Source organism: Sulfuricella sp., assembly GCF_035531155.1.
Lineage (GTDB): Bacteria > Pseudomonadota > Gammaproteobacteria > Burkholderiales > Sulfuricellaceae > Sulfuricella.
Window position 1 is genome coordinate 50,930 of sequence record NZ_DATKTK010000027.1, and the last position, 17,053, is coordinate 67,982.

The window sequence follows — 17,053 nt, forward strand, 5'->3', positions numbered from 1 at the left end:
GCAGAGGCGCGGAGGCGCAGAGAAAAATCAAGAACATCTCAGCGCCTCCGCGCCTCTGCGGTAAAGAAGGGGTAACAACCATGCAGTGGGAAATCGTCATCGGGCTGGAAACGCATGCCCAGCTCAACACCCAATCAAAGATCTTCTCCGGTGCGGCCACCGCCTATGGTGCTGCGCCCAACACCCAGGCCTGTGCAGTGGACATCGCCCTGCCCGGCGTGCTGCCGGTGTTCAACCGTGCGGCGGCGGAAAAAGCGGTCAAGTTCGGCCTGTCCATCGGTGCACGGATCAATCGCAGGTCGGTGTTTGAACGCAAGAACTACTTCTACCCGGATTTGCCCAAAGGCTACCAGACCACCCAGCTTGAACTGCCCATTGTGGCCGAAGGAGGAACGCTGCAGATTCAGGTGGGCCCTTCGACAGGCTCGGGACAGGCCGCTTCGACGGGCTCAGGACAGGCTTACGAGAAAACCATACGCATCACCCGCGCCCACCTCGAGGAGGATGCCGGCAAATCGCTGCATGAGGACTTCCACGGCATGACCGGCATCGACCTCAATCGCGCCGGAACGCCGCTGATCGAGATCGTCACCGAGCCCGACCTGCGCAGCAGCGCCGAGGCGGTGGCTTATGCCAAGAAGCTGCATTCCCTGGTGCGCTGGATCGGCATTTGCGACGGCAACATGCAGGAAGGCTCGTTCCGCTGCGACGCCAACGTTTCGGTGCGGCCCATGGGAGTGGAAACGCTCGGCACCCGTTGCGAAATCAAGAACCTCAACTCCTTCAAGTTCATGGAAAAAGCCATCGACTATGAAGTTCGCCGGCAAATTGAGATTCTCGAGGACGGTGGCCGCATCGTCCAGGAAACCCGCCTCTACGACTCCGACCGGGACGAGACTCGCTCGATGCGCTCCAAGGAAGAGGCCAACGACTATCGCTACTTCCCCGACCCCGACCTGCTGCCGCTGGTGGTGGACGAGGCTTTCATCGACCAGGCCCGCGCCACCCTGCCGGAGCTGCCGCAGGCGATGCGCGAGCGCTTCATGAGCGAATTTGGGCTGCCCGCTTACGATGCCGGAATCCTGACCACATCGCGTGAACTGGCCGCTTATTTCGAGGATACGGTTAACGCCCTGGGTGGTGAAGCCAAGCTCAGCACCAACTGGATCATGGGCGACCTGTCCGCCCAGCTCAACAAAGAGGGGCTTGAGATCACAAATTCCCCAATCGCCGCCGGCCAACTCGCCGGACTGCTGAAGCGCATTGTGGACGGCACCATCTCGGGCAAGATCGCCAAGGAAGTGTTCGCCGCGATGTGGGCGGGCGAGGGCGATGCCGACGCCATCATCGAGGCCAAGGGTTTGAAGCAGGTTTCCGACAGCGGTGCGATCGAGAAGATCGTGGACGAGATCATCGCCGCCAACCCGGCACAGGTGGCCGAATACCGCAGCGGCAAGGAGAAGGTGTTCGGCTTCTTCGTCGGCCTGGCGATGAGGGCCTCAAAGGGAAAAGCCAACCCGGCGCAGCTCAACGAGATATTAAAGAAAAAGCTCGCCGGCTAAGGGCGCAGGTAAAAACGGCGATTAACCACGAATAGTTTAGAGACAATCATCGTGTCGCCAAACAGGTGAATCAGGTGTCCATGATAACTCCTGATTGTTCGTGAACATTCGTGTTTCATTCGTGTAAATTCGTGGTTAAAGCTTTTTCTGAGTTTATCCCTGTTCGGCGCAGCCCACGCAGCGATCCTTCCCCGCCAGCTTGGCTTGATACATGCGCTGATCCGCTATTTCCACCAGTTGCCTCCAATCCGTTGCGCGGTCCGCCAGATGTTCGGCGATGCCGAAGCTCGCGGTCAGCCGGCCGCCTTCTGGCCGCGACCCCAGTCCCCGCTCGCGCAGGCGGGCGACCGCCTTGGTCGCGGTTGCGCAATCGGCGTCGGGAAGGATGATGGCGAATTCCTCTCCGCCCCAGCGCAACAGGACATCGCCGGCGCGCAGGTTGGACCGGAGCGCCTCAGCTGCTGCATTCAGGGCACTGTCACCTGCGTCATGACCAAAACCATCGTTGATTGCCTTGAAATTGTCCAGATCGGCAAAAACAACCGACAAGGGCGCACCGCTCCGGGCCGCGATGTGAAACTGGATATCCATCAGCTCCTCCCCGCTGGCACGGGAAAAACAGCCGGTAAGCCCGTCATGACTCGCCTGCCCGACCAGCGATATCATGAAACTCAACTGGCTCATGCCGGCCAGGGCCGCCACCGCGGTGATCAGAAACAGCAGCCAGAATGCGCCCAGATGCGAACTCCAGCTCAGCATGCCCAGCTGCATGAGGGCGACCAGCGCCTCCGCCAAAAGCACCGGAAGCGCGAAAAGGGTGCTTTCCAATGCGGTGAGGGGAAATACGCTTAAACCCGCCACCATGACGAAGGGCAAGAAGGCGTAGCCGGCGGCGATGGCGGCCGCCGGCCCCACCAATTGAAAATGGGAAAGCAGGGGATGGGAGTAGATAAAAAACAGCGTCGGGATGCCGAACAACATCGCCAGCGCGCGGTAGGCATCGGCCATTTTGGTCGATTTTCCATAGGACAACGCCAGCAGGCCGAAAGCCAGGCTGGTGACGATCCGGCCGGCGGCCAGCATGATCGAGACGGGGTAGGTGAACACCAGCGCATCCACGACTATCCACAGCGGCGTGAGCAGGGCAAACAGCGCCGCCACTATGCGCACCCGGGAAATGATCATTTCTGCGCGCCGACGGGCCAGCAAGGGCGCATGGCCGGCGGGTAAAAGCAGGCTGCGTAATTCTTCCCGGGGAAAAGCACCGAGAAGGCGCCCCGCCGTCATTTGAAAAAATATCTCTAACTTTTGCATGTCAGGTTTTCTCCTTCATGTCCCTGCAACCCGGGACGCATATCCAACGCACCTGGCACGCAGGTACGTGCATAATTAAATCCACAGCTCCTCCAATATGTTTTTTTGACGGAGTGCGGTGCATCAGCGGCTTTAGTTACGGCCGTTGCGCTTAACACCGATAAAGCCGGCGTTAGCCTCCACTGAAACTTCGTTTTCAGGCCACTACCTCGAAATGCCTCACCAATACCCGTAATTCCTCGGCGGTTTTGGCCAGTTCTTCCGTGGCCTTCCACGCTTGCTGGGCGGCGGTGGCATTGCTCTCGATCAACCCTGAAATCTGCTCCATGTTCCTGGCCACCTCTTCGGTTGCCGCCGACTGCTGTTTGGCCGCGCTGGCGATGTGCTGGGACATGTCGGTGACCTTTTCGCTGGTGGCGGTGATCTGCCCCAGGCTCGCCCCGCTTTCCTTCATCAGGCCGATGCCTTCCTCCACCTCCCTGACCGCCTGATCCATCGTGGTTACTACCACTTGGGTGGCGCCCTGGATGTCGCTGACGGTCTTGGTGATATCGGTGGTGCTGTTGGCAGTGCGCTCGGCGAGCTTGCGCACCTCGTCGGCCACCACCGCGAAGCCGCACCCTTGTTCCCCGGCGCGGGCAGCCTCGATGGCGGCGTTGAGCGCCAGCAGGTTGGTCTGATCGGCGATTTCCTTGATGGTCAGGGTAATATCGCCGATGCGCTGGATCGCCTGACTGAGTTCGGCGATGGTGCCGCTGGATGCCTGGACGGCCGTGACCACCCGGCGGGTCGCGTCCAGGCTTTTCGCCATCTGGCCGGCGCTGTTCGCGACGATGGATTGCGAGGCGACTGCGGCGCGGGAGGTCTCGCCCGCGCTCTCGGCCACCTCCGTCACCGATTGGCTGACCTCTTCCATCGCCGCCGCCACTTCCTGGACGCGGTCGTGCTGATGGTCGGAATGCTCCACCACTTCTGACATTTGGGTATTGAGATGGTCGCAGCGCCGCTCGATCTCGGTGGAAGCCACCGTGATTTCGTCCAGCATCACCTTGAGATGGACCTGCATGGCCGCCATGGCGCACTGCAGTTGGCCGATTTCGTTGTGGCCGCTGATGTCGATCTCGTTGCGCAGGTCGCCTTGGGCGATGCGGTCGAAGATTTCATTGGCTTGCCGCAGCGGGTGAATGATGGCGCGGACCAGGAGCATGGCAGCGATGGCGGCCAGCAGCAAGCCGATGATCGTCCCTCCCACGGCCAAGTTGCGGATGGTTTCGTAACGCGCCAAGGCTTGCTCGTACTCCGCCTTGGCCGTGGCCAGGGTCTGTTTCAGCAGCTCCTCGGCTTCGGTATTGGCGGCTGTGTAAAGCGGGTTGATCTTCTTGTGCAGGATTTCGTTGGCCTGGTTGAAGTTCCCGGCCAGAATCGCCTCGCGCGCGGCCGCCAACCCTTCGGTCACGTATTGTCCGCGGGCAGCGGCATATTTGTCGGCAAGCGCCCGCTCTTCCGGGGTCAGGTCCCGCTTGGTGTAATCCTGCCAGACTGCCGTGATCTCGTCGCGGTTCTTGACCATCGTGTCGGTATGGAGGCCGACCGGATGATCGTGCATCTTGGCAGAGGCATTTTCCGGGTTGTGCTGCAATGCCAGCATGATCTGGCTGCGATTCTCGTTCATCAGCAGCATGATCCGGTTGACCATGTTGGAAGGTTCCAGTCTATCCCGGTAAGTAGTCTCCAGCGCCTTGTTGGACATGACGATGCCGAAAAGGCCGATGCCGCCGCCGCCCAGCATCATCGCCGCCATGAAGGCCATGATCATCGCCAGGCGCGCACGGATCGACAGGTTTTTCCAGAATCCGCTGCGCGGAATCGGCGCCCTGGTCTGATTGAGTTGCTTGTAAAGCATCTCGGCTGCGTTGATCTGCTCGCGGGCCGGCTCGGTGCGGACAGACATGTAGCCGGTGATCTGGTTATGCTTCCGGACCGGCACGACGAAGGCGTCCACCCAGTAATGATCGCCGTTTTTGCAGCGGTTCTTGACGACACCGCGCCAGGGCTGCCCTTTCTTGACCGTTTCCCACAAATCGGCGAAAGCCTGCGGCGGCATGTCCGGGTGGCGCACGATATTGTGGTTTTTGCCGATCAGCTCTTCCCGGCTGAAGCCACTGAGTTCGACGAAGGCGTCGTTGGCGTAGGTGACGGCGCCCTTGAGATCGGTTTTGGAAACAATCAGCTTGCCCTTGGGAAAGGGTTTTTCTGCTTGCGTGACGGGGAGGTTTACTTTCATGGTTATTCCCTCATAAGTAGCATGAAAATGGACCGCCACCGCGATGGACGCTTGCGGCTTGAGCATTCTTAGTATTGCAGTGGAGTAATACGGGATCGGAAACCGGCCGAGATTGCTTCGAGAGATCGAAGCTCGGATAGGATGGAATTCTGCGTACGGTGTCGACGGCTATTGTCATCGCTTTGCTTGCGAAATTGCGGCAAAAAATCGGCAAGGCGTCCCGAGGATCGCCTTACCGGCCTGCCTGGCAATTCCGCAATCATGAAGCTGCCGCTTTTTAGATTGGAACTTTGTGCCCCCGCCTTTCGGTCAGGTTGACCTTTATCAGGACCTTCAGGTTTGACATCTTATATAACATAACCATTATGTCAACAGAATAGCGCGGTTTATTTACCCGAATAGCGCTTATTTCCTGGCGCTATCCTCGACCTGGCGCAGTTCACGAAAACGCTTCTTGTCGTCCTCGAACCTGGCGCGAATCGCGTCCATTTCCGCGCGCTTCTGTTGGATCATTTCCTGCAGGCGCCGCAGCTCTTTTCCCTTTTCCTCAAGCTCCTGCTGCAAATCAGGCGGCAACGGCCTCTTCTTTGCAACCAGGTCTTCCGCCCGTTTCCGTGCTTGATCAAGGCGCGGCTGGACCTGCTTGGCACGCAATTCCATGCTCTGGAGCTGGAGCTCGCCCTGTTGCAGGTTGCGGTCGCGTACCAGGTCGACTTCCTTCTCCGTGGTATAGGTATTGAGCAGCGCCTTGTCGCGGCGTTTCTGTTCCAGCGCCTTCTTTTCTTCCTCTTTTTGCTGCGCCAGTTCCTCTTCCTTGGCCTTGCGCTGCTCCGGCGTCAGGGCGGCGTCGGTTTTCTTGACCACCACGCCTCTCTGATTAAGCTCGGCGTTGCCCTGTTGGGCATACTGGGGCGGGACGGTATTGCCATAATGGGTTTTCCCATGCTCGTCCACCCAGGAATACAGTTTCCCCGCTATAGCCGGAAAGCTGGCGAGCAGAATCAGCAACAATGAGAAGCGAATGCGCATAGTGACTCCTTTAGGAAACGCCATATTGATTTTTGTATTCTAAAACCGCTTGCAGATTCTGCGCCATCTCCGGTTTCTGCCGCAAATAGCCGATCATGTCGTCCAGCGTGGCGATACTCACCACCGGGATGCCGTAGCCCTGCGTCACCTCCTGGGTCGCGGACAACTCGCCCGTGCCGCGCTCCTGCCGGTCGAGCGCGATCATCACGCCGCAGGGTTCGGCCCCGTTTGCCTTGATCAGTGTCACCGATTCGCGTACCGAGGTGCCGGCCGAAATCACATCGTCCACGATCAGCACCCGCCCTGCCAGCGGTGCGCCGACGATGGCGCCGCCCTCGCCGTGGTCCTTGGCTTCCTTGCGGTTGAAGCTGAACGGAAAATTCCGTCCGTGCCCGGCCAGCGCCACCGCGATCGCCGCCACCAGGGGAATGCCCTTGTAGGCCGGGCCGAATAGCATGTCGAACGGGAACGGGGCGGAAAGAATGGCTTTGGCGTAAAATTGCGCCAGCTGCCCCAGGGATTCGCCGTCGTTGAACAGGCCGGTGTTGAAGAAGTAGGGGGAGAGCCGCCCGGCCTTGGTCTTGAATTCGCCGAAGCACAACACATTGCGCTCGATGGCGAAGCGAATGAAATCCTGACGAAAATCCTGCATGCTTAACCTTTTTTCCGGAGAAATCGATTGCGCATTATAACCCTGAATCTTAACGGCATCCGCTCCGCCGCCAGCAAGGGACTGCTCGAATGGCTGCCCCAACAGCAGGCTGACATCGTCTGCCTGCAGGAGCTCAAGGCACAACTGCCCGACCTGACGCCGGAGATGCGCGCGCCACAAGGTTTTCATGGCTACTTTCATGCCGCCGAGAAGAAGGGCTACAGCGGCGTGGGCATCTACACCCGGCGTCAACCGGACAATGTGGTCGAGGGCATGGGCATCGCCGAGATCGACGCCGAAGGCCGCTACCTGCAAGCCGATTTCGGCAAGCTGAGCGTCATCTCGCTCTACCTGCCTTCCGGCTCCAGCGGCGAGGAGCGGCAGGCAGCGAAATTTCGCTTCCTGGACTATTTCGCTCCCCACCTGGTAGCGCTGAAGGCAGAAAGACGGGAAGTGGTGCTGTGCGGTGACTGGAACATCGCCCACAAGGAGATCGACCTGAAAAATTGGAAATCGAACCAGAAAAATTCCGGCTTCCTACCCGAGGAGCGCACCTGGCTGACCAAGATATTCGACGAAATCGGCTGGGTCGACGTCTACCGCCAGCTGCACCCGGAAGCCACCGGCGAGGCCTATACCTGGTGGTCGAATCGCGGCCAGGCCTGGGCCAAGAATGTCGGCTGGCGTATTGACTACCAGATCGCCACGCCGGGCATCGCCGCGATGGCGAAAGGTGCTGCTGTCTACAAGGAGCAGCGCTTCAGCGACCATGCGCCGTTGACGGTGGATTACGACTGGCCGTTCCGATGCGGCGTTCTGGCTCGGGGCTGTCCTTGACGGCCACTTTACTAGCGACCATAATCAGACCAGATAATCTGACCAGCTCGAAGGAAACAACATGCGCGCAAGCCAGTGGCGTCTTCAGGACGCCAAAACCCAGTTCAGTCAAGTGGTAGAGGCCGCCTTGCGGGGCGAACCCCAGCACATTACCCGCCGTGGCAAGCAAGCGGTAGTGGTTCTTTCCGAGCAGGCCTTCGAATCCTTGCAACGTAACGCACACGCGGCAGCTCCGGGTTTTGTTGCCCATCTGCTGGCCATGCCCAGGGATGAGGAAGTCGTTGAACGCCCCTCCCTGGCACTGCGAGATATCGATTTCTCATGATCCTGCTGGATACAGTCGTACTTTCGGAATTGCGCAAACGTCAGCCATCACCGGAAGTAGTGCGCTGGCTGACGAGTTTTCGGGACAGCGATCTATTTCTCAGCGTGGTGAGTATCGGTGAAATCGAGCGCGGCATCGAAAAGAAACGGGAAAGCGATCCCGCTTTCGCCGCATCACTCACCCGATGGATCGAGGATTTATTGCGCCTTTATGGCGACCGGGTATTGCCCGTTACCCCCGCCATATCCCGTTGCTGGGGTGTTCTTTCCGCTCAATTGGGGAATGACGGCGCCGACCTGCTGATCGCCGCCACAGCGCTTACCCACGGTTTGCAGGTCGCCACAAGGAATACCCGACACTTCGCGCCTGCCGGTGTGGGCGTGATTAATCCATTTGGCGACTGAAGGTTAAGGAATGGGGGCCACGGTTTAGATCTGATCCGGGAATAAGAAAGTTGGAACCGTGGCCTGTCCTTGAGGTTTTCTTCCCGTCATTCCCACTTTCTTAACAACAACGGAGACAATCAGTGATTACGCTAAACAGTGACAAAGGCTTAGTTAAGATTGAAAGCTGGGAAGACATTGAGCAGCTTCCCGGATTTGTCACGGATATGAATCCGTCCGATCACAAGCTTGAAGCTATTATTGGTCGCTACGCATTCAAAGACAAGATCAAATGCGGTCTCTCCAATTGCCGCACGCTTCACGGGAAGGGCTACATTGCCAAAACCGAGGACGGCAGGTCGACCAACATTGGTAAGGACTGCGGGAAAAATTATTTTGGGGTCGAGTTCGAAACCCTTTCGAAGAAATTCGAACGTGACGTCACCGAATCAGAGAATAGGGATCGCCTTTGGAGCTTCAGCTTTCAGCTTGATGAGCTAGAGCAAAAGTTAGACAATTTCCGTTGCCAGAAAAGAGGGGCTGATTGGGTGTACAAGAAATCACGCCCGCTTGTGAGCCTCGGCAGCGGCTGCCCGGAAGAGATTGTTCATCGCATCTCTGCCATGGTAAAGGCCCGAACAACTACGCTAAACCTACAACGGCCGGCAACCGAAACTGAAATTGAAACCTTAGAAGCTATGCAAGGACGTAAGGTTCAACGACCCCACGCTATTGACGAACCAATAGCCAACATAGCTGGCCTTCAAGTTCTTTACCCGGAAAATGACCTAAAAGAACTACTGGTTAATGATCTGGTAATCAATATCAAGTCTTTCAAATCAAATGATATTGATTCCTTAACGTTTGAAGAGCTTCGCTATTGGACAAAATGGGTTAGCTCCATTGAGAACACGATGGAGAAGGCGGCGAACGCTGTCGTTTTAGGCAATAGCCTCTTATCCCAAAGTAACCTTGATCCGCTTGCACGGCTTCTGTCGAAGCGTGAGGACTTATCTCTTTTTCGTTCATTCCTCAAAAGTTTAACCACATAACAATTGGCGCACCTCTGATTTCACTGCGCTAAATGATTGTGTGCGCTTCGCGCGAATGTTTATATGCCGGGGGCTGCCCGGCAGCAGGTCACTTTATTTTGCTTGCCCAAAATATAAGTAACCAAACAAAAGGGCACCCCGCCGCACCGGCCCTTCGGGCTTCCCTCGGTTTTCCGAAAAAATCGGGCGGCTGCGGAACTCGCGCTTTGCGCTCAGACAGTCCTCGCCGACGGCCCCCGATCTTTTCCGAAAACCGAGGCGGTGCAGAGGTGGATTTGGGTCTTGTGGGCGGAGCCCGTGTTTTGTTCCTTCCCCTTCAAGGGGAAGGCTAGGATGAGGATGGGTTTGATTTTCGGTCCCCTTGATCCGCCGCCGAGTAGCGCAGCCAAGCCGGGGGATTTCTGCGAGGACTGTCTGAGCGCGTAGCGCGAGTTCCACAGCAGCCCGGCTTGGCGAGCAACGCAGGGAACCCCGCAGGGGCGGTGGATAGGGGCGGCTTTCTTTGGTTCCTTTCTTTAGCCGTTTAAAGAAAGGGACTAGCTCGTCGGGCTACCCCCGACACCTAAAACATCCGCGCGAAGCGCACAAAACCCCACTACAAATACCTATCCTCCCCATCGCTCCAAGGCGCAACCTTGAACAACAAGGCCATCCCCGGCAACGCCAACACCGCACACAGCAAAAAGAAGGAAAACCACCCCAACCGATCGACCAGAAACCCGGTGGAAGCATTGATGAAGGCACGCGGCACCGCCGCCAGACTGGTAAACAAGGCAAACTGGGTGGCGGTATAAAGCGGGTGGGTAGTGCGGGCGATGAAGGCGACGAAGGCTGCCGTGCCCAAGCCTACTCCCAGGGCTTCGAAGCCAATCACCAGGGCGAGCACGATCTTGTCGTGGCCGACCAGCGCCAGCGCGGCAAAACCTAAAATCGACACCACCTGCACCACGCCGAACAGCCATAGCGCGCGGTTGATGCCCAGCCGCATCATCCATACCCCCCCCAACAACCCGCCGATGACGCTGGGCCACAGGCCGGCGTGCTTGGCGATCAGGCCGATGTCGGTCTTGGTGAAGCCCATGTCGAGGTAGAACGGCGTTGCCAGGGCGGTGGCCATGCTGTCGCCGAGCTTGTAGAGGAAGATGAAGCCGAGGATCAGCAGTGCAGCGCGCCAGCCCTGGCGGTTGATGAACTCGCGGAACGGCTCGACCACCGCCGCCCGTAGCGTTCTCGGACCGGACTTGATGAGTTCGGGTTCGCTCACCATCAGCGTCATGATGACGCCGGGCAGCATGAACAGGGCGGTGATCAGGAACACGCTGCTCCAGGGCAGATGGTCGGCCAGGATCAGGGACAGCGAGCCCGGCACCAGACCGGCGAGGCGGTAGGCGTTGACGTGGATGGAGTTGCCCAGTCCGAGTTCGACATCGGACAGGATTTCCCGCCGGAAGGCATCGAGCACGACGTCCTGCGTGGCGGAAAAGAAGGCGACAGCCAGGGCCAAGTAGGCGATGCTCCAAAGGTCCAGCTTCGGCTCGAACCAGCCGAACAGCGGCACCGAAAGCAGCAGCGCAATCTGGGTAAACAGCATCCAGCCGCGCCGCCGGCCCATCTTCGGCCAGGCGTAATGGTCGAGCAGCGGCGACCAGAGGAACTTCCAGATATAGGGCAGCTGGATCAGCGCGAACAAGCCGATCACCTTGAGATCAACCTGCTCGGAGCGCAGCCATGCCGGCACCAGGCTGATCAGGAAATACAGGGGCAGGCCGGAACTGAAGCCGGTAAAAACGCAGATGAGCATTTTGCGGGTGAAGATCGCCCGCCACAGAGAGGAATTTTCAGACATACGGGAATAACAATAATCGGAGGCGCTACCTTACCTGAAAAGGCGCGACAGAAATAGTTCTGGTGCAGAGGTGCGGCGCAAAGGTCCGCTTTGTCGGAAACTGCCGGCTGTGTCAAAATGGCCGACCATGATCTCTTTCATCCTCAAAAACCATGCCTGAAGTCAGCCTGATCTCGGCGCTGCTGGTCGGCCTGCTCGGCGGCACCCACTGCGTCGGCATGTGCGGCGGCATCGTCGGCGCATTGAGCCTGCAAATGCCGGCCAATGTGCCGCAGTGGCGTTTCCATCTGGCCTACAGCCTGGGCCGCATCGCCAGCTACGGCGCGGCGGGAGTGCTGGTGGGCGCGGCCGGGGCGAGTAGCATGATGCTGAGCGACATGCTGCCGGTCAAACAGGCCCTGTACCTGGTTGCCAACCTGCTGCTGGTTTTCCTGGGCCTGTATCTGGCCGGACTTTCCCACATGGTGGTGCAGCTTGAGCGCCTCGGCGGCGTCATCTGGCAGCGCCTGCAGCCTTACTCGAAAAAGCTGCTGCCGGTACGTTCGGTACCGCAGGCTTTCGCCCTGGGAGCGCTGTGGGGCTGGGTGCCCTGCGGCCTGGTCTACAGCGTGCTGGTGGCCGCGATGGCCAGCGGCAGCGCCGCATATGGGGGAATGGTCATGCTCGCCTTCGGCCTAGGCACGCTGCCCAACCTGCTGGCGATGGGCTATTTCGCCCGGCAGTTGAAGAGCTTCATGCAGCACAAGGGCGTGCGCCTCGCCGCCGGGCTGCTGGTGGCGGGATTCGGCGTGCTGGGGCTTTACCGGCTAGCGATGGCGATGTTGTAGGGCGCCGCCCCGGATTGCGGCCAATTCCAATCCTTCACCCAGGCTACCGGCTAGTAGAATGACTGCTGGTACTCGAAGCTGTGGGACTTTGCAGAGCCCTCGGGCTTGACGCTGATGTTGAATTTCAGCGTTTCCGGCAGCACGATCCCATATTCGCCGAGATAGTAAATCGCACTGCCTTCCTTGATCTCGCGCATATCAACGCTGACCAGCTGGTTATAGACGGTAATCGCGTTAACCTTGACTTCGGCCGGCACCGGGTAGCTTGCCCCCATGCTGTTCTTCTTCAATACCGAGATCGTCAGGAGTCCGCGGCTCTTGCTGCGGGTGAGCTTGTAGTTCCTGGCGATTTCCGGTGTGAGGTCGATGGTGGACAGCGCGTTATAGTGGATCTCCACGTCATCGAACTTCTGCGCCTGTTCCGCCTGGGCGGCGAAGGGCAGGAACAGGACCAGTGCCAACAGACTGAGCGGTGTTTTCATCATTATTCTCCTCAACCAGGATCGGATGATGATTTCACTATAGTCGATGGATGGAATTAGGGCCTGTAAACCGGCATTGACCGCCGATGAACGCGTTTTCTAGCCGAGGGCGCGCCGCTCCAGGCGATAGACGGCAAGATTGCCGAGCAGGTTGGGCAGGAAGGCCACGCTCTCACCGTCGCACATGACGTGGCGCTCCTGGACGAGCACGCCGTGGTCGCGGCAGAACACCTCAAAATCAACGAACGTGCACAAATGGATGTTGGGCGTGTCATACCACTGGTAGGGCAGGTCCTTCGACACCGGCATCCGCCCCCCGATGATCTGGATGCGCCGGCGCCAGTAGCCGAAATTGGGGATGGTGACGATGCCGTGCTTACCGACGCGCAAAATTTCCGTCACCAGTTGCTCGATGTGGTGCATCGCCTGCAGGGTCTGCGACAGGATGACAAAATCGAATGACTGCGGCTCGAAGCCGGACAGACCCGCCTCGAGGTCCATCTGGATCACGTTCACGCCCTTTTCCACGCAGGCGAGCACGTTGGCGTCGGCAATCTCGATCCCGTAGCCGTGGGTGTTGCGGGTTTCCTTCAGGTATTTCAGCAGGCTGCCATCGCCGCATCCGAGGTCGAGCACCTTGGCATTTGGCCTCACCCATTGGGCGATGGCGGCAAAATCGGAACGCTCGATCATAATCCCAGCCCCTTCGCAGCGTTGTTCATGTAGGCGCGCACCAGGCTGTGGTAATGCGGGTCGGGCATGAGGAAGGCGTCGTGGCCATGCGCCGCGGTGATTTCCACGTAGCTCACGTTGCGGTCGTTGTCGAGCAGCGCCTTGACGATTTCGCGCGAGCGGGCCGGCGCAAAACGCCAGTCGCTGGTGAAGGATACCACCAGGAAATCGGCCTGGGCAGGCTGCAACGCCGCGCTCAGACCGACACGATGATGATGGGTGGGATCGAAGTAGTCGAGTGCCTTGGTCATCAGCAGATAAGTATTGGCGTCGAAGCTGTCGGCGAACTTGTCGCCCTGGTAGCGCAGGTAGGATTCGACCTCGAACTCCACGCCATAGCCGAACTGGAATACCCCATTTTTCAGGATGCGGCCGAATTTTTCGCCCATCACGTCGTCCGACAGATAGGTGATGTGGCCGAGCATGCGCGCCAGACGCAGGCCGCGCCGGGGCACCACGCCGTGGGCGTAGAAGTCGCCGCCGTGGAAATCCGGGTCGGTCAGGATGGCTTGGCGCGCCACGTCGTTGAAGGCGATGTTTTGCGCGGTCAGCCCCGGCGCGGCGGCGATCACCAGGGCATGGCGCACGCGCTGCGGATGCAGGATGGTCCAGGATAGCGCCTGCATCCCACCCAGGCTACCGCCCATCACCGCGGCGAAAGTTTCGATGCCGAACCGGTCAGCTAGCCTCGCCTGGGTTTCCACCCAGTCCTCCACCGTCACGAACGGGAAGGCCTTGCCGTAAGGCTTGCCGGTTTTCGGATCCGGGCTGGAGGGGCCTGTCGAGCCGTGGCAGCCGCCCAGGTTGTTGAGCCCGATGACAAAAAAGCGTTCGGTGTCGACCGGTTTTCCGGGGCCGATCATGTTGTCCCACCAGCCCGGCCGCTTCTCCTGCTCGGAATGGAAGCCGGCGACATGGTGATTGCCGGAAAGAGCGTGGCAAACCAGGATGGCGTTGGATTTGTCCGCGTTCAGCGTGCCATAGGTTTCGTAAACCAGGTCGTAGCTGTCCAGCGTCGCGCCGCTTTTCAGGGTGATCGGCGTATCGAAGTGTGCGGTCTGCGGCGTGACGATGCCGACGGAGTTGGGTTGCGGATGCATGGCGGAAATTATAGCGTGATTTCGGGCATTCAACCTTAAAACGGCGATGAACCACGAATGACACGAATTTTCACGAATAAACACGAATAGTTAGAGACAAACATCGTGCCCCCAAACAGGCGAGCCAGAAAGACTTTGCTAACCAATTGATTATTGGTGAACATTAGTGTTTTATTCGTGTAAATTCGTGGTTAATCGCTTTTTCTAGGTTCAAGCGTTCAGGCGCGCCAGCAACTGGTGCAGCTTCTCCGGTTCGTGCACCTTGAGCATTTTCTGCGCCACGCTGGTGATGTGAGGCAGGTCGGATTTGAGGATCTGTTGCTTGACCGTGAGCAGGTGGGCCGGGTGCATGGAGAACTGGCGCAACCCGAAGCCAAGCAGCAGGCGGGAGAGGCTGGCATCGCCCGCCATTTCGCCGCACACCGAAACCGGAATGCCCGCCTTGTCGGCGGCGGCAATGGTCATGGCGATCAGCTGCAGCACTGCCGGGTGGAGAGGATCATAGAGGTGCGCCACGGTATCGTCAGTACGGTCGATCGCCAAGGTGTACTGGATCAGGTCGTTGGTGCCGATGGAAAGAAAATCGAGGCTCTTGGCGAAGGCCTGCACCGCCAGCGCCGCCGCGGGAATTTCGATCATGCCACCGACCAGGATGCCAGTGTCGAAGGGGGTGTTCTCCTCAGCCAGCTCCTGCTTGGCATGCCGGATCAGATGCAGAGTCTGGCGCAGCTCGCTCAGCGACGACAGCATCGGGATGAGGAGGCGAACCTTGCCGTAATGGGAGGCACGCAGGATCGCCCTCAACTGGGTATGGAACATCTGCGGCTCAGCCAGGCACAGACGGATGGCGCGCAACCCCAGAGCGGGGTTGTCGCCGCTGCGGTCGGCGAACCTGAGCTGCTTGTCCGCGCCCAGGTCGAGGGTGCGGATGGTCACCGGCAGCCCCTTCATGTCCTGCGCCACCTTGCGGTAGGCGGCAAACTGCTCCTCCTCGTCCGGCAAATCGTCGCGGTTGAGGAACAGGAATTCACTGCGGAACAGGCCGATGCCGGTGGCGCCGGACGCCTTTACCTGCGGGATATCCTGCGGCAATTCGATATTGGCGTGCAGTTCCACCGCTGTGCCGTCCAGGGTAGTGGCGGCAGTGGACTTGAGGCGCTTGAGCTTTTGTTTCTCGATCTCCCACTGGCTCTGGCGCAGCTTGTATTCGGCCAGGATCTGCTTGTCCGGGTTGACGATCACCACGCCCTGCTGGCCATCCACGATCAACAACTCGTTTTCGCGGATCAGCTGGCGTGCATGGTGCAGCGCCACGATCGAGGGGATGTTCAGGCTGCGCGCGACAATCGCGGTGTGCGAGGTGGCGCCGCCGACATCGGTGATGAACGCGGCGAAACGCTGCTGCTTGAACAGCATCATGTCGGCCGGACTCAAATCGTGCGCCACCAGAATCCGGCTCAACTCCGAGCTGACCAGCGGCACGTGGCCGGCATGACCTAGCAGCGCCTTGAGCACGCGCTCGACGACTTGCACCACATCGGCCTTGCGCTCACGCAGGTAGGCATCCTCGATCTGCTCGAACTGCATGAGCAGGGCATCCATCTGCTGCTTCAGCGCCCATTCCGCATTCAGGCGCTGGCCCTTGATCAGGTCGACCGGGGTTTTGGAAAGCGTGCTGTCGCCCAGAATCAGCAGGTGCAGATCGAGAAAGGCGCCGAATTCCGCCGGGGAGCCGGCGGGGATATTCACCCGTAGCGCCTCCAGTTCGAGGCGGGTAGTTGCTATCGCGGCCTCGAAACGGGCGATCTCATTCGGAACCTGCTCCGATGACAGGGCGTAAAGGGGAACCTCCAGAACCGCATGGGAGATCAAATGAGCATAGCCGATGGCGATGCCACCGGACACTCCGACGCCATGCATGGCAAAACTCATCGCGCTTTGCTCCTGCCGATCATTACCATCATTCCCCTTCGCCGAAACGGTCGGCGATCAAGGCCACCAAGGCCTGCATCGCCTCACTTTCGTCGGCACCGTCGATCTCGAGGTGAATAGTGCTGCCCTTGTTCGCCGCCAGCATCATCACACCCATGATGCTTTTGGCGTTGATGCGCCGTTCGTCGCGCGCAATCCAGATTTCGCTCTTGAACTGGCCCGCCATCTGGGTCAGCTTGGCGGAGGCGCGCGCATGCAGGCCGAGCTTGTTAACGATCTCTATATCTTGCTGTAACATCGCAGGCTTCCTTGGTAACGTGAACCACCCCATCGTGGCCGCCGGAAAGCGCTTTCTCTGCTACCGCTTCCAGCAGATCGTTGCGGTAAGTGATCGCCCGCACCAGCATTGGCAGATTGACCCCGGCGACGCACTCCACCCGGCCAGGCTCGACCAGGCGGCAGGCGATATTGCTCGGCGTGGCGCCATACATATCGGTCAGCACCAGCACCCCGCTGCCATCGTCAAGCCCCTCGATAATCTCCTGTACCATCGGCAACAGCCGACCGGGATCATCCTGGACCGCCACCCCGAACTGTTGCAACCGCGGCTGGGGGCTGCCGAATACATGGCTGGCGCAGTGAATCAAGCTGTCGCCCAAGGTGCCATGCGCGATGATTAGAATGCCGATCATTGGG

General features: G+C 59.2%; 17 protein-coding genes and 1 riboswitch. Of the genes, 6 read left to right on the plus strand and 11 right to left on the minus strand.

Translation table 11 applies throughout. The annotated features are described in order from the left end of the window. Window positions 1-80: 80 nt before the first annotated feature. Window positions 81-1,562: an Asp-tRNA(Asn)/Glu-tRNA(Gln) amidotransferase subunit GatB gene (gatB, locus tag VMV64_RS05785; protein ID WP_325329006.1), complete on the plus strand. Its 1,482-nt coding sequence runs from the start codon at window positions 81-83 to the stop codon at window positions 1,560-1,562. Window positions 1,563-1,715: 153 nt separating this feature from the next. Here the strand turns inward: gatB and VMV64_RS05790 are convergent, their stop codons facing one another. The 4 genes from VMV64_RS05790 to pyrE form a co-directional block, all read right to left on the minus strand. Continuing rightward, window positions 1,716-2,876 carry a GGDEF domain-containing protein gene (locus VMV64_RS05790; protein WP_325329007.1) on the minus strand — a complete coding sequence of 387 codons (1,161 nt, stop codon included), beginning with the start codon at window positions 2,874-2,876 and terminating at the stop codon, window positions 1,716-1,718. A gap of 196 nt (window positions 2,877-3,072) precedes the next feature. Further along, window positions 3,073-5,160 carry a methyl-accepting chemotaxis protein gene (locus tag VMV64_RS05795; RefSeq protein WP_325329008.1) on the minus strand — a complete coding sequence of 696 codons (2,088 nt, stop codon included), beginning with the start codon at window positions 5,158-5,160 and terminating at the stop codon, window positions 3,073-3,075. A 243-nt stretch (window positions 5,161-5,403) separates the two neighbouring features. Further along, window positions 5,404-5,490: riboswitch (cyclic di-GMP riboswitch) on the minus strand. Between the two features lie 75 nt (window positions 5,491-5,565). Next, complete coding sequence (locus VMV64_RS05800) at window positions 5,566-6,189, minus strand: DUF4124 domain-containing protein (protein ID WP_325329009.1); 624 nt, start codon at window positions 6,187-6,189, stop codon at window positions 5,566-5,568. A gap of 10 nt (window positions 6,190-6,199) precedes the next feature. Then, window positions 6,200-6,841, minus strand: coding sequence for an orotate phosphoribosyltransferase (gene pyrE, locus VMV64_RS05805; RefSeq protein WP_325329010.1), 642 nt, complete (start codon window positions 6,839-6,841; stop codon window positions 6,200-6,202). Window positions 6,842-6,868: 27 nt separating this feature from the next. On the opposite strand from pyrE, the gene VMV64_RS05810 reads away from it, so the two are divergent. From VMV64_RS05810 to VMV64_RS05825, 4 genes are all read left to right on the plus strand, one after another. Continuing rightward, window positions 6,869-7,678, plus strand: a complete 810-nt coding sequence (locus VMV64_RS05810) for an exodeoxyribonuclease III (RefSeq protein WP_325329011.1) — start codon at window positions 6,869-6,871, stop codon at window positions 7,676-7,678. Window positions 7,679-7,739: 61 nt separating this feature from the next. Beyond that, window positions 7,740-8,003, plus strand: coding sequence for a type II toxin-antitoxin system Phd/YefM family antitoxin (locus tag VMV64_RS05815; RefSeq protein WP_325329012.1), 264 nt, complete (start codon window positions 7,740-7,742; stop codon window positions 8,001-8,003). Continuing rightward, the gene (locus VMV64_RS05820; RefSeq protein WP_325329013.1) at window positions 8,000-8,407 is read left to right on the plus strand and encodes a type II toxin-antitoxin system VapC family toxin; all 408 of its coding nucleotides are present in this window, start codon (window positions 8,000-8,002) and stop codon (window positions 8,405-8,407) included. Before VMV64_RS05815 ends, VMV64_RS05820 begins: the two co-directional genes overlap by 4 nt. Before the next feature lie 122 nt (window positions 8,408-8,529). Further along, entirely contained in the window at window positions 8,530-9,438 is a 909-nt protein-coding gene (locus VMV64_RS05825; RefSeq protein WP_325329014.1) for a hypothetical protein, read from the plus strand. A 595-nt stretch (window positions 9,439-10,033) separates the two neighbouring features. On the opposite strand, the gene VMV64_RS05830 is transcribed toward VMV64_RS05825, so the two are convergent. Next, window positions 10,034-11,284 carry an AmpG family muropeptide MFS transporter gene (locus tag VMV64_RS05830; protein WP_325329015.1) on the minus strand — a complete coding sequence of 417 codons (1,251 nt, stop codon included), beginning with the start codon at window positions 11,282-11,284 and terminating at the stop codon, window positions 10,034-10,036. Window positions 11,285-11,436: 152 nt separating this feature from the next. Here VMV64_RS05830 and VMV64_RS05835 point away from each other — a divergent pair, with 152 nt between their 5' ends. Further along, a complete protein-coding gene (locus VMV64_RS05835; protein WP_325329016.1) occupies window positions 11,437-12,111 on the plus strand; it encodes a sulfite exporter TauE/SafE family protein in 675 nt (224 codons plus the stop codon). A 50-nt stretch (window positions 12,112-12,161) separates the two neighbouring features. Here VMV64_RS05835 and VMV64_RS05840 read toward each other — a convergent pair whose 3' ends face one another. The 6 genes from VMV64_RS05840 to VMV64_RS05865 form a co-directional block, all read right to left on the minus strand. Next, window positions 12,162-12,596, minus strand: coding sequence for a DUF4426 domain-containing protein (locus tag VMV64_RS05840; RefSeq protein ID WP_325329017.1), 435 nt, complete (start codon window positions 12,594-12,596; stop codon window positions 12,162-12,164). Window positions 12,597-12,692: 96 nt separating this feature from the next. Continuing rightward, on the minus strand, window positions 12,693-13,286 hold the full coding sequence (gene metW / locus VMV64_RS05845; RefSeq protein WP_325329018.1) for a methionine biosynthesis protein MetW: 594 nt from the start codon (window positions 13,284-13,286) through the stop codon (window positions 12,693-12,695). Next, window positions 13,283-14,425, minus strand: coding sequence for a homoserine O-succinyltransferase MetX (gene metX, locus VMV64_RS05850; protein WP_325329019.1), 1,143 nt, complete (start codon window positions 14,423-14,425; stop codon window positions 13,283-13,285). Before metX ends, metW begins: the two co-directional genes overlap by 4 nt. A gap of 210 nt (window positions 14,426-14,635) precedes the next feature. After that, on the minus strand, window positions 14,636-16,357 hold the full coding sequence (gene ptsP / locus VMV64_RS05855) for a phosphoenolpyruvate--protein phosphotransferase (RefSeq protein ID WP_325329020.1): 1,722 nt from the start codon (window positions 16,355-16,357) through the stop codon (window positions 14,636-14,638). 28 nt (window positions 16,358-16,385) lie between these two features. Further along, window positions 16,386-16,655 (minus strand): HPr family phosphocarrier protein, encoded by a 270-nt coding sequence (locus VMV64_RS05860; RefSeq protein WP_325329021.1) that lies wholly within the window; start codon window positions 16,653-16,655, stop codon window positions 16,386-16,388. Beyond that, complete coding sequence (locus VMV64_RS05865) at window positions 16,627-17,049, minus strand: PTS fructose transporter subunit IIA (protein WP_325329022.1); 423 nt, start codon at window positions 17,047-17,049, stop codon at window positions 16,627-16,629. The genes VMV64_RS05860 and VMV64_RS05865 overlap by 29 nt, the downstream gene beginning before the upstream one ends. Between the last annotated feature and the right edge of the window lie 4 nt (window positions 17,050-17,053).